The sequence below is a fragment of the Telluria sp. LT2P80 genome (assembly GCF_059685955.1).
The window spans coordinates 25,527-37,945 of sequence record NZ_JCASIO010000013.1 but is presented as its reverse complement, the minus strand read 5'-3'; the positions used below and the strand labels follow the sequence as shown (position 1 = coordinate 37,945).

Below are 12,419 nucleotides of genomic sequence, written 5' to 3'. Positions count from 1 at the left end.
TTCTAGGCATCAATGCATCGACATCACTGGGTGGCCAGGCCAACCCGGTTGATACCCATCTTCTTGGCTTCCGAGATCAGTTGGATGACGTCGTCGTACTTGCTCTCGCGGTCGCCCGCGATCAGCACCGGATAATCGGGATGTTCTTCATGCAGCGCGCGCAGGCGCTGCAGAAGGGCAGAGCGGTCGGCCACGTCTTCTTGGGCCACGCGGCCCTTGCCCTGCACGCCGATTGACAGGCGATTTTCGGGTTCGATCGAAATCTGGATATAGGTGTCCGGCGGCAGCGCCGATTTCTCGGCGCGCGGCAGGTTGACCACGCTCGGCGCCTGATTGGCTGGCACTGCCATGAAAATAATGAGCAGCACCAGCATCACGTCGATGTACGGCACGACGTTGATCTCGGATTTGAACTTGCGGCGACGTCCGCCGCGCATGCTGCTGGAAAAGGCCATGGTCGGGCTCCCTGGATCAGCGCGACTGGCGCTGGAGAATGTTCGAGAATTCTTCGACGAAGCTCTCGAAGCGGTTGGCCAGGCGGTCGATATCGTGCGTGAAGCGGTTGTATGCCACCACGGCCGGGATCGCGGCAAACAGGCCGATCGCGGTCGCGATCAGTGCTTCGGCAATGCCGGGTGCGACGATGGCCAGCGTGGCCTGCTCGACGCTGGCCAGACCGCGGAACGCGTTCATGATGCCCCAGACGGTACCGAGCAGGCCGATGTACGGCGAGACCGAGCCGACCGACGCCAGGAAGTTCAGGTGCGATTCCAGTGCATCGAGTTCGCGCTGGAACGAGGCGCGCATGGCGCGGCGAGCGCCGTCGAGCACCGAGTTCATGTCGAGCGTTTCGCGCGACGCTTGCTTGCCCTTGATGAATTCACCCATGCCGGATTCGAAGATGCGGGCCAGGGCGCCGCTCTGGTCACGCTGGCTGCTGGCGCTCTGGTGCAGCGTGTGCAGATTGCCGCCGGCCCAGAAGCTGCGCTCGAACTGCTCGGTCTGCGCACGTGCGGCGCGGATCGCGAATACCTTGCGGAAGATGTACGTCCAGCTCACGATCGACAGCAGCAACAGCAAGGCCATAATCAATTGCACCAGCACGTGGGCATTGCCGATCAGGGCGACGAATGAAAGGTCTGGGGTGACGGTCATGGGCTATTTATTTAGGTATGTATTCAGGCGGCACGCATTTTAGCAGCCACGTGGTCAGGCAAGGGGCGCGGGCGCATTGTTGCAATATCGACACAACACACGGTCACGCTCGCCGTATTGAGCAGGGTTTCACCGCACCAGGCCTGCTGCAGAAACTGGACCGATGCGCGGCCCAGCCTGGCAACACTGGTTTGTATCGTCAACTGGTCGTCGAGGCGCGCCGCAGCGTGATAATCGAGGGTCACGTTCTTGACGACGAAGGCAGTGTTGTCCGCGTCGAGCAGGGATTGTTGCTGCACGCCGAGTGACCGAAGCCATTCGGTGCGGGCGCGTTCAAAGAATTTCAGGTAGTTGGCATAGAAAACAATGCCGCCAGCGTCGGTATCTTCGTAATACACCCTGACTGGCCAGTTAAATACTGAAGACATTGTTACTGCCGATACATGAACATGAGAAACATTCTACGCGAGTTTCCTTCTCGATATCACCGTTTCCGGCCGTCGAGCGTGGAAATTACTTACGTACCCCTCGCACAAAATCGTGCTTTTGAGCGGTAGTAGACTTGAAACTTGGCAAAAAGACCAATCACTGTAACATTTTCTCACAAATGGCGGGCACGCTATCGGTTGCCATTCAGCGTGCCAGCGTAACCGCCGCGCGGTCACTCGCCGGGTCAGGCGCGCTTGATGGTGAATGGCGAAAAGCCCTGGCAGGTCGGCATCAGTTCGATGCTGTTGACGTTGACGTGCGGTGGCAGCGTCGCGATCCAGTACGCGGTGTCGGCAATATCCTTTGCGCTCAGCGGCGTCGTGCCTTCGTACACTTTGGCTGCTGCCGAATCGTCGCCCTTGAAGCGCACGTTGGAGAATTCCGTGCCGCCGGACAAGCCCGGCGCCAGATTGGTGGCACGCACGCCGGTGCCGACGAGATCGGCGCGCAGATTGAGCGTGAACTGTTCCACGAAGGCCTTGGTGGCGCCGTACACATTGCCGCCCGGGTAAGGGTAGTGGCCGGCAGTCGAGCCGATATTGATGACCAGTCCGCTGCCGCGCGCGACCATGTCGGGCAGCACGAGCCGGGTCATCGTCACCAGGCCTTTGCAATTGGTGGCGATCATGGTTTCCCAGTCTTCCAGCGGCACTTCGTGCGCTGGCACCGTATTCAGGGCCAGCCCGGCATTGTTGATCAGCACATCGATCCCCTTCCAGTCGGCCGGCAAGCCGGCCAGCGCAGCCTCGACCGACGCGCGGCTGGTGACGTCGAGCGTTACCGGCAGGGCGGCGTCGCCCAGTTCGCCTGCCAGATCGGCGATGCGGTCGGTGCGGCGGGCTGCCAGAATCACGCGGTGGCCGTGCGAGACGAAGGTGCGCGCCATTTCGGCGCCGAAGCCGGCCGATGCGCCGGTGATGAGGACGATCATGATGAATCCTTGAAAAGGGCAGTGAGGGAGCAGTGCGCAGGCAGATGCAGGGTTGCAAAATTGTAGCCGAAATGACCAGGACGCCGTGGCGGGCGGGCGATTACGCCCCGGCGGGTCACCAGGACGGCGCTTTCCTTGCCCTTCAATGGGGAGTTCAGTACAATTTGCGGACTTTACGTCTCACGTAACTGGCGAAACACCGCACAAGCGCCACCGATTGGTGCGCGGCGCGGCAAAGGTGGGTACCCACCGGGGAACGTGAGACGCCATACGCCGTTCGCCTGGGCAGCCATCAACCGGTACGCGTTCGATCGCGGCTGCCCGCGCCCTTTGGCTCCCGCACCCGCACACAGCGCCGCTCGTTGCCTGGATTACTATCGATTGGAGTTTTACATGTTTGCTAAAGACCATACGCTGGCCAATGTCGATCCGGATCTGTGGAATGCCATTCAGAAGGAAAACGTCCGTCAGCAAGACCACATCGAGCTGATCGCGTCCGAAAACTACACCTCGCCAGCCGTCATGGAAGCGCAGGGCTCGCAACTGACCAACAAGTACGCCGAAGGCTATCCGGGCAAGCGCTACTACGGCGGCTGCGAATACGTCGACATCGTCGAGCAGCTGGCAATCGACCGCCTGAAGCAACTGTTTGGCGCGGAAGCCGCCAACGTGCAGCCGAACTCGGGTTCGCAGGCGAACCAGGGCGTGTTCTTCGCTGTGTTGAAACCAGGCGACACGATCATGGGCATGTCGCTGGCCGAAGGCGGCCACCTGACCCACGGCATGCCGCTGAACATGTCGGGCAAGTGGTTCAACGTCGTCTCGTACGGCCTGACCGCTGAAGAAGACATCGACTACGAGGCGCTCGAGCGCCAGGCGCACGAGCACAAGCCGAAGATGATCATCGCCGGCGCATCGGCGTTCTCGCTGAAGATCGACTTCGAGCGCATCGCCAAGGTCGCCAAGGCCGTCGGCGCCTACTTCATGGTCGACATGGCCCACTACGCCGGCCTGATCGCTGCAGGCGAGTACCCGAACCCGGTGCCGTTCGCCGACTTCGTCACCTCGACCACGCACAAGTCGCTGCGCGGCCCGCGCGGCGGCATCATCCTGATGAAGGCCGAGCACGAGAAGATCATCAATTCGGCCATCTTCCCTGGTATCCAGGGCGGCCCGCTGATGCACGTCATCGCCGGCAAGGCCGTCGCGTTCAAGGAGGCGCTGACGCCTGAGTTCAAGACCTACCAGCAGCAGGTCGTCAAGAACGCCAAGGCACTGGCCGACACGCTGACCGCACGTGGCCTGCGCATCGTGTCGGGTCGCACCGAATCGCACGTGATGCTGGTCGACCTGCGCGCCAAGAACCTGACGGGCAAGGAAGCCGAAGCCATCCTGGGCCAGGCGCACATGACCTGCAACAAGAACGGCATCCCGAACGACCCGCAAAAGCCGTTCGTCACGTCGGGCATTCGCCTGGGCAGCCCGGCCTTCACGACGCGTGGCTTTGTCGAAGAAGACGCCGTCACCGTGGGCAACCTGATCGCCGATGTGCTGGACAACCCGCACGACGCTGCGACCATCGAGCGTGTCAAGGGCGAAGTCAAGAAACTGACCAGCCAGTATCCGGTCTACGCTGCCTGATTTGCCTTCCGGGCCGGTTCGCCGGCCCGGAAGTACCCCATGTAGTATTGCAGCCCCGGCGCCATGAAATGTCCCTTTTGCCAGCATGAAGATACACAAGTCCTCGATACCCGCGTATCGGAGGAGGGGGACGCCATCCGGCGCCGGCGCCGCTGCGGCAAGTGCGACAAGCGCTTTACCACCTATGAGCGCATCGAACTGTCGATGCCGATCATCGTCAAGAAGAACGGCAGCCGCACCGAGTTTGCCTCCTCGAAGCTGCGCGGCAGCCTGATGCTGGCGCTGCGCAAGCGGCCGGTGGCAGCCGAAGCGATCGACAAGGCCGTTGCCTCCATCGAAGAAAAGCTGCTCACCAGCGGTCTGCGCGAAGTCGATACCGGCCATGTGGGCGAGCTCGTGATGCAAGAGCTGAAGGGCCTCGACAAGATCGCGTATATCCGCTTCGCATCGGTCTACAAGAATTTCGAAGACCTGGATTCCTTCCAGGCAGCGCTGGCCGAAGTCGGGCACCAGCGCAAGCTCGACAACTAATCCCTTTTCAAGGTTCCCCGATTGGCGCGGCGTACGCTTGCGCCGACGCACGGGCGTGCAAAGCCGGCCTGATAACGTCGTAGCTCGTTATCGGGAGGCTTGGGTGCGCAACCATTCACACCACGGTTTTACGCTCATCGAAGTGCTGGTGGCCTTGTTCGTGCTCGCCATCGGCATCGTCGGCGCCGGGGCGGCCCAGCTGGCGGCGCAGCGCACGCAACAGCAGGCAGCGCTGATGGCCGAAGCGGGCCAGCTGGCAAGCTCGCTGGCGGCGCGCATTGGCGCCAATCTGCCGCTGGCCAGCCTGCCCGATGCGGGCAATCCCTATCTGTCGCTCGATTACGACGCCGTTGCCGACGGCCCGCCTGTCGCCGCCGCCGCGTGCTTCGGCACTGCCGCATGCGATCCGCTGGCGCTGGCGGCCTTCGATCTCGATGAGACGCGCCTGCTCGTGCACCGGCGTTTTCCCGGCGGGCGCATTGCCGTATGCCGCGATGCGGCGCCGTGGGATGCCGGCAGTCGCCGCTATCGGTGGGCGTGCAGCGGCGGGGCGCATGCGGCCGTGGCCATCAAGATCGGCTGGCACGGCAACGATGACCTGCCGGCATTCGTGCTGATGGTGGCGCGATGAGGATCCATCGGTACCGGTGTGTGCGTCAGGCTGGCTTTACCATCGCCGAATTCATGGTCGCGATGACGCTCGGCCTGGCCGTGCTGCTGGCGGCTGGCTCGCTGCTGATCGGCGCCACACGTGCACATGCGGCGCTGCTCGAAGCGGCCGAGATGGACGACGCCGGTCGCTACGCGCTCGATGCGCTGGCGCGCGCCGTGCGCCTGGCAGGCCACGTCGACTGGGCGGCGCATCCGGTGATCGATCCTGCGCTACCTGCCGCGATCGCCGGGCTGGATGCTGCCTCGCTGACCCATGCCGGCGCCGGCATCGATGCGCCGCTTCCGGCGACGGTCAACGGCAGCGATGTGCTGGCGCTGCGCTTTGCCGGCACCGGCGCGCCGCCGCATGGCGACGGCGGCACGCTCGATTGCGCTGGCTTTCCCGTGCATCGCGATCAGGAAGGCTGGAGCATTTTTTATGTAGCACGCAATGCGCAGGGCGACGCTGAACTGCGCTGCAAATACCGGGGCGCCGGCAACTGGTCGTCCGATGCCGTGGCAGGCCACGTCGACAGCTTCCAGGTGCTGTACGGACTCGATACCGATGGCGATGGCGCGCCCAATCGATACGTGAACGCCAGCGCGATCCGGGCGCTCGACGCGGCGCTGGTGCTGGCCGGGTCGACTCCAGATGAGCTGGCCGCCGACCTGCGTACGCGCAGCCACTGGAAGCACGTTGCGAGCGTACGGGTCGGCTTGCTGCTGCATGGGCCGCGTCAGGCGCCTGATGCCGGTGAGGGCCTCGTCCATTGGCTGTTCGGTCCGGGGTATGACGGTGCGCTGGCGGCTGCCGATCTAGGTGTCCGGCTGGCGGCGGCCGACCTCGATCGCGACGGCGATGCGCGCATGCACAAGGTGTATGGCGCGGTGATCGCGGTGCCAGTCGCGGTGCCAATTGCGGTGCCTGTCGCTCCACCCGGCGTGCCGCCATCTGCGCCGCCGGTCGCGCCGCGTTGAGCAGCGTATGCGCCATCAGCGTTTCCCTATCCCACGGCGCCAGGCCGGCATCGCGCTCATCACCGCGCTGGTGCTGATGCTGGCCGTGCTCATGACAGGCATCGCCTCGGCGCGCGGCGCCCTGCAAAGCACCCGTGCCGCGGCATACGAACGCGAGCGCGCGCTGGCCCTGCACATGGCCCACGCCGCCTTGCTCGATGCCGAACACGATATCGACGGCGGCGCAGCGCCAGGCTCGGCGCGCGCCAACGCGATCCGCAGCGGCAGTGCGGATGCCTTCGTCGGCGCGTGCCTGGGCGCCCGGCCGTACAACGGTTTGTGCGCGCACGACGCCGACGCCAATGGTCAACTGGCCCGGCTGGCGCTTGACGACGGCCCGGCCATCCCGTTCGGCACCTTCACCGGCGCCACGCTGCCCACAGGGGACGGCGGCTTGCCACTCGAGACGCCACGCTACCTGATCGAGCTGATGCCGGCGTCCGCCGACGGCCCGCTCTACCGTATCGCCGCGCGCGGTGCCGGCAGCATGCAGGGCGCCGGGGCCGCCGTCCAGGCCTATTACCGCCTGCCACCCGCCGGCGGGCATGGCCGGCGCGTCGGCTGGCGCGAGATCGGCAACTGGTCCGCGCTGGTCGCCGCGGCATCCGAATGACGTACCCGGGCAAACAGGGGCAAACAGGAGCACATCATGACCCGACACCGCAATGGCTTCACGCTGATCGAACTGCTGCTGGTGCTGGCGATCGTCGGCATCCTGACATCGGTGGCCTATCCGTCGTATGCGCGCCAGATCGTCAAGGCGCGCCGGGTCGAAGCCCAGCTGGCGCTGCTCGACCTGATGCAGCGCCAGGAGCAATACCGCGCCCAGCATCACAGCTATGTCGCGTTCTCGATGGCCACGGGCGCCTTTGAAGCGGGCCAGTTCCGCACCTGGCTCGGCAACAGCGCCGCAGCCAGTGCTTATGAGCTCGACGGCGAGGCCTGTCCCGAGCAGACGATTGCCGCCTGCATCGTGCTGCGTGCGCGGCCCGGCACGGTCAATGTCAATACTGCATTTGCCGATCCGGAATGCGGCACGCTGACGCTGGACAGCACCGGCGCGCAGGGCGCCAGCGGGGCTGGTGGTTCGAGCGGCTCAACTGGCGCAAGCGGCCAGTCCACACGCTGCTGGCCATGACAACGCGCCTTGAGGCCACGCTGGCCCGCGCGATCCTGCGCCGCCACTGCACCGGCCTGTCGATGGCCGAACTGGCCGTGGTGCTGGGCATGGTGGCGATCACGTCGTCGCTGGCGGCGCCCGGCCTGCACCGGATCGTGCAGGGCCAGGAACTGCGCGTGGCCGCAGGCGACCTCTACAGTGCAGTCCAGCTCACCCGATCGATGGCGATTGCCCGCAACGAACCCGTGATCCTCACAGCGAACGACGCAGCCGGCATCGACTGGTCACGCGGCTGGACCGTGTACGTCGATCGCGACAACAATCGCCAGGCGGGCGCAGGCGACGAGATTCTGGCCGTGCGCGCCACGCTGCCGCAGGGGGTGCAGGTGAGCTATTCCTTTGCCAGCCCTGCAGCCCCGCAATACATCGCCTACAATGGCGCGGGACGCAGTTGCAGCGATACGAGCAGCGCCGCGGCACGGCCGGGCACGCTGTCGCTGTTCCACGGCGGCGGGGTACGTCGTATTAAAATCAATCTGCTTGGCCGCCCGCGCCTGTGCAACCCGGCGCATGACGCCGGCTGCGATGGCGTCGCCGCACCGCCCTGAAACAAGACTGACAACAAGCTTGAAACCAAGCGCATTGCACGATGCACACCGATGAAAGACCACGTGACGCACGACAGCCAACCGATTCTCAACGACACCGAAGGCATGGCCGCGGCGCTGGCCTGGGCGGCGCGCGGCATGTTCATCACTGCGCCCAATCCCCGCATCGGCTGCGTGATCGTCAAGGACGACGTCGTCATCGGCGCCGGCCACACGCAACCGGCCGGCCAGGCGCACGCTGAAATCCAGGCGCTGCGCGACGCCGCCGCGCGCGGCAACGATGTGCGTGGTGCCACCGCCTACGTCACGCTCGAACCGTGCAGCCACCACGGCCGCACGCCGCCCTGTTCGGACGCGCTGATCGCCGCCGGCCTGGGGCGCGTGGTGGCGGCCATGGTCGACCCCAATCCGCTCGTCGCCGGTCGTGGCCTGGCGCAGCTGGAAGCAGCGGGCATCGCCGTGCGCTCCGGGATCATGGCGTGCGAAGCGCAGGAACTGAATATCGGCTTTTTCTCGCGCATGGTGCGCGGCCTGCCGTGGGTGCGCCTGAAAGTGGCCGCCAGCCTGGATGGCGCCACGGCCCTGGCCGGCGGCGAAAGCCAGTGGATCACCGGCCCCGACGCCCGCGCCGACGGCCACGCCTGGCGCGCGCGGGCCAGCGCGATCGTCACCGGCATCGGCACCGTCAAGGCCGACAACCCGCAGCTCACCGTACGGGGCCTGGCCACACCGATGCAGCCGCGCCGCGTGATCGTCGACAGCCGCCTCGAGATCGCTCTGGATGCGCACATCCTGCAGGGCGAACCGTGCTGGCTCATCGCCGCAGCCGAACAACCGGGCGGCGAGAAAGCCGCTGCCCTGCGCGCCGCCGGCCACGACGTGCTGTACCTGCCGAACGCCCACGGCAAGGTCGACCTGCCGGCGCTGATGCGCGAACTGGGCCGGCGCGAAGTCAATGAAGTCCACGTCGAAGCGGGCAGCAAGCTCAATGCCTCGCTCGTGCGCGAAGGCTGCGTCGACGAATTGCTGGTCTACCTGGCGCCCAGCCTGATCGGCCCGGGGCAGGGGATGTTCGACCTGCCGCCGCTCACGCAACTGACCGAGCGGCGCCAGTTGCGCTTCCACGACGTCACGCGCGTGGGCGACGACCTGCGCATCCTGGCCCGCTTTGCCGAAGCTGCTTCCCCATCCTCTGCTACCCCCAACAAGGAATAACGTCGTATGTTTACTGGAATCGTCGCCGCTGTCGGCACCATCACTTCCGTTGCGCCGCTGGCCGGCGGCCTGGACGCCGGCGTGCGTCTCGCCATCGATGCCGGCCCGCTGTCGCTGGCCGACGTGGGTCTGGGCGACTCGATCGCCATCAACGGCGCCTGCATGACCGTCACCGAAAAGAGCGCCACAGGGTTCACGGTGGACGTCTCGCGCGAAAGCCTGAACAAGACCGTGGGCCTGGACGCGCCCGGTGAAGTCAACCTCGAGAAAGCCCTGACGCTGGCCGAGCGCCTGGGCGGGCACCTGGTGTCGGGCCACGTCGACGGCCTGGGCGTCGTGCACAGCTTCGAACCGGTCGGCGAATCGCGCGAACTGATCATCGATGCGCCGCACGAGCTGGGCAAATTCCTGGCCTATAAGGGGTCGATCGTCGTCAATGGCGTGTCGCTGACCGTCAATCGCGTGGCTGACCTGGAAGAGGGCGGCCAGAAAGTCTGCCGCTTCTCGATCAACCTGATTCCGCACACGATCGAGGTCACCACGCTGCGCCACCTGGCGGCCGGTTCGCGCGTCAATCTCGAGATCGACCTGATTGCGCGCTACGTCGAGCGCATGCTGGCAGCGACCACCGCCAGGTAATCGAGTACCCGGCTCGAGTCCACCGGCTTGGTGAAGTGCGCATCGAAGCCGGCGGCGCGCGAGCGCGCCAGGTCGTCCTGCGCGCCCCAGCCGGAAACAGCGACAATGGTGCAGCGTTCAAGCCCGGCGATCTGCCGCAAGGCGCGCGCCACGTCGTGGCCCGACATGTCCGGCAGGCCGATATCAAGAAACACCATGTCCGGCCGGTATTGCGCGGCCACCTGCAGCGCCCGCTGTCCGTCATGGGCGACCGTAACGGCGTGGCCCTCCATCTCGAGCAGCATTGACAACGTCACCGCCGCATCGACATTGTCGTCCGTGACGAGAATGCGCAGCGGCCCGACTGGCGCGCCCAGTGCTGCTGGCGCGTTGGCAGGCGCCGGCGCCACTGTCGCCTGAGCGAGCGCGAGCCTGACCACGAACGTGCTGCCCTTGCCGATGCCCTCGCTGTGCGCACTGACCGTGCCGCCATGCAAATCGATTAGCTGGCGTACCAGCGACAGGCCGATGCCCAGGCCGCCCTGCGCGTGCTGGCGGTTGCTGCCCACCTGGCTGAACATCTCGAACACCGATTCCAGTGAGGCGGCGGGAATGCCGACGCCGTTGTCGGTGACGGTGATGACGGCGTCAGTCCCGTCCTGCGTCACGTACAGCGACAGCGCGCCACCCGGCGGCGTGTACTTGGCCGCATTGGTCAACAGGTTGCCGATCACCTGTGCGATGCGGGTGGCGTCGGCCTGTACCGGCAGCGGCGCAGCGTGCAGCTGCAGGTCGAATGCATGCCGATGCTTGTCGATCAGCGGCAGGCTGGTCTCGACCGCATTGTTCACGATCGCGTTGAGGTCGACGCGGGTCTTGCGTATCTCCACCTTGCCGTTGGTGACGCGCGCAATGTCGAGCAGGTCGTCGATCAGGTGCGCCAGTTGCCGGACCTGGCGCTCCATCATGTCGCGCACATTGGCCGCCACGGCGGGGTCGCGGGGACCTACGCGCAGTAATTCCAGGCCCGTCATCAAAGGGGCCAGCGGATTGCGCAGTTCGTGCGCCAGCACGGCCAGGAATTCGCTCAGGTTGCGGTTGGCCCTGGCCACTTCGTCAAACAGTTCGCGCTGGCGGGATTCGGCCAGGCGCAGCGCTGCTTCGGTGCGTTTGAAGGCGTCGATGTCGGTAACGATCGCCACGTGGCCGCGTGTGACATCGTCGCGGCCCTTGAGCGGCACGGCCGCCACCTGCGTCCAGATCTCGACACCATCGTCGCCCAGGTAGCGCGCTTCGATGCCCGGGACGACGCGCTCGCCGCGCGCCGCGCGTGCGCCGGCGAAATCACGGCGCTCAAGCGGCCGGCCAGCCGCATCGAACGCGGTCCAGCGCATGTAGCGCTCTTCGTCCAGCGATGGCAGCACGCCGGTGGGCAGGTAGCGGTGCATTGCCTCGTTCGACAGCAACAGCTTGCCGTCCTGGCCGGCCACGGCCACGCCCACCGGCAGGGCGTCGAACATCGTCACGAGCGTGTCGCGCGTCTCGTGCAGCGCCTGTTCGGTGCGCTTGCGGTCGCTGATGTCGAGCACATTGCCGACAAAACCCAGGAAGTCGCCGTTCGCCGCAAAGCGCGGCTGTCCGGTCGCAATCACCCAGCGGTACCCATCGACGACATGCTGCAGCCGATGCTCCATGCTGAATGGCACGCGGCGCGCATTGGCATCGACGACCGCGTGCAGCGCCGCGTCGCGCTCATCGGGATGCACGGCTGCCGTCCAGCCGAACGCCAGGCTCGTTCCCCGGTCCTGGGCCGTGAATTCGTGCCAGGCGCGCGACAGGAACGAGAGTTTGCCATCGGGTTCGGTGACCCACAGCATGGCCGGTGCGGCATCGGCCAGGTCCTGAAAGCGCGACTCGCTGCGCGCCAGCGCGCGTTCGGCCAGGCGCCGCTGCAGGATGGCGGCGGCCTGGTTGGCGGCCACACCCAGCAGCAGGCGCTCGTGCTCGGATGGAAAGCCGGCGCGCCGCGCGCCGATGACCACGACGCCGGGATCGTTGCCGATGCCAAAGCGGGCGGTGCCCAATTGCAGTGATGCGTCGCCGGTTTGCAGCGTTGCCGGCTGCACGCCATCTACGGCGCCCGACTGCATGGCGGCATCGAGCGCCGCGCGCGCGGCGGGAAGCGTGTCGCCGGTCTCGCCGCGCCGTAGGCGGATGACTTCCAGCGGATCGGTCTCGCCCTTGCCCGGCAGGTGGATACCGACCAGATCCAGGTTCAGGGTGTTGAGCAGGACGCTGGCCAGGCTGTCGATGACACCTTCCGGCGGCAGGTCGCCCCAGACGGCTGGCAGGGTGGTCATGGCCACCAGGTCGCGCGTGGTCTTGCGCAGGCGGTCGATCTCGGCGCGGTACTCGTCGGGTGAATGCATGCCGGTGTGCCTGC

At 65.9% G+C, this 12,419-nt stretch carries 14 protein-coding genes and 1 riboswitch; of the genes, 9 read left to right on the top strand and 5 right to left on the bottom strand.

The window, feature by feature from the left end:
* Window positions 1-23 precede the first annotated feature (23 nt).
* From AC56LW_RS22605 to AC56LW_RS22590, 4 genes are all read right to left on the bottom strand, one after another.
* A complete protein-coding gene (locus AC56LW_RS22605; RefSeq protein WP_332529818.1) occupies window positions 24-455 on the bottom strand; it encodes a biopolymer transporter ExbD in 432 nt (143 codons plus the stop codon).
* A 16-nt stretch (window positions 456-471) separates the two neighbouring features.
* Window positions 472-1,155, bottom strand: coding sequence for a protein TolQ (gene tolQ, locus AC56LW_RS22600; RefSeq protein ID WP_183550516.1), 684 nt, complete (start codon window positions 1,153-1,155; stop codon window positions 472-474).
* A gap of 23 nt (window positions 1,156-1,178) precedes the next feature.
* Entirely contained in the window at window positions 1,179-1,583 is a 405-nt protein-coding gene (gene ybgC, locus AC56LW_RS22595) for a tol-pal system-associated acyl-CoA thioesterase (RefSeq protein WP_499637870.1), read from the bottom strand.
* A gap of 245 nt (window positions 1,584-1,828) precedes the next feature.
* Window positions 1,829-2,575, bottom strand: a complete 747-nt coding sequence (locus AC56LW_RS22590; RefSeq protein ID WP_499637867.1) for an SDR family oxidoreductase — start codon at window positions 2,573-2,575, stop codon at window positions 1,829-1,831.
* A 174-nt stretch (window positions 2,576-2,749) separates the two neighbouring features.
* Window positions 2,750-2,869: riboswitch (ZMP/ZTP riboswitch) on the top strand.
* A gap of 99 nt (window positions 2,870-2,968) precedes the next feature.
* Between AC56LW_RS22590 and glyA the strand changes: the two genes are divergently transcribed.
* From glyA to AC56LW_RS22545, 9 genes are all read left to right on the top strand, one after another.
* Entirely contained in the window at window positions 2,969-4,216 is a 1,248-nt protein-coding gene (gene glyA, locus AC56LW_RS22585) for a serine hydroxymethyltransferase (protein ID WP_499637863.1), read from the top strand.
* Window positions 4,217-4,279: 63 nt separating this feature from the next.
* A complete protein-coding gene (gene nrdR, locus AC56LW_RS22580; protein WP_183550526.1) occupies window positions 4,280-4,747 on the top strand; it encodes a transcriptional regulator NrdR in 468 nt (155 codons plus the stop codon).
* A gap of 103 nt (window positions 4,748-4,850) precedes the next feature.
* Window positions 4,851-5,378: a type IV pilus modification protein PilV gene (gene pilV / locus AC56LW_RS22575; protein ID WP_499637860.1), complete on the top strand. Its 528-nt coding sequence runs from the start codon at window positions 4,851-4,853 to the stop codon at window positions 5,376-5,378.
* Window positions 5,375-6,376 (top strand): PilW family protein, encoded by a 1,002-nt coding sequence (locus AC56LW_RS22570; RefSeq protein WP_499637857.1) that lies wholly within the window; start codon window positions 5,375-5,377, stop codon window positions 6,374-6,376. Before pilV ends, AC56LW_RS22570 begins: the two co-directional genes overlap by 4 nt.
* Before the next feature lie 7 nt (window positions 6,377-6,383).
* The gene (locus tag AC56LW_RS22565) at window positions 6,384-7,028 is read left to right on the top strand and encodes a pilus assembly PilX family protein (RefSeq protein WP_499637854.1); all 645 of its coding nucleotides are present in this window, start codon (window positions 6,384-6,386) and stop codon (window positions 7,026-7,028) included.
* Window positions 7,029-7,064: 36 nt separating this feature from the next.
* Window positions 7,065-7,553 (top strand): type IV pilin protein, encoded by a 489-nt coding sequence (locus AC56LW_RS22560; protein WP_499637851.1) that lies wholly within the window; start codon window positions 7,065-7,067, stop codon window positions 7,551-7,553.
* Window positions 7,550-8,143, top strand: coding sequence for a GspH/FimT family pseudopilin (locus AC56LW_RS22555; RefSeq protein WP_499637848.1), 594 nt, complete (start codon window positions 7,550-7,552; stop codon window positions 8,141-8,143). The genes AC56LW_RS22560 and AC56LW_RS22555 overlap by 4 nt, the downstream gene beginning before the upstream one ends.
* Before the next feature lie 51 nt (window positions 8,144-8,194).
* The gene (ribD, locus tag AC56LW_RS22550; RefSeq protein WP_499637845.1) at window positions 8,195-9,358 is read left to right on the top strand and encodes a bifunctional diaminohydroxyphosphoribosylaminopyrimidine deaminase/5-amino-6-(5-phosphoribosylamino)uracil reductase RibD; all 1,164 of its coding nucleotides are present in this window, start codon (window positions 8,195-8,197) and stop codon (window positions 9,356-9,358) included.
* A gap of 6 nt (window positions 9,359-9,364) precedes the next feature.
* Entirely contained in the window at window positions 9,365-9,997 is a 633-nt protein-coding gene (locus tag AC56LW_RS22545) for a riboflavin synthase (RefSeq protein WP_332529828.1), read from the top strand.
* On the opposite strand, the gene AC56LW_RS22540 is transcribed toward AC56LW_RS22545, so the two are convergent.
* The gene (locus AC56LW_RS22540) at window positions 9,958-12,405 is read right to left on the bottom strand and encodes a hybrid sensor histidine kinase/response regulator (RefSeq protein WP_499637842.1); all 2,448 of its coding nucleotides are present in this window, start codon (window positions 12,403-12,405) and stop codon (window positions 9,958-9,960) included. The two genes, AC56LW_RS22545 and AC56LW_RS22540, sit on opposite strands and share 40 nt — an antisense overlap.
* Window positions 12,406-12,419: the final 14 nt, after the last annotated feature.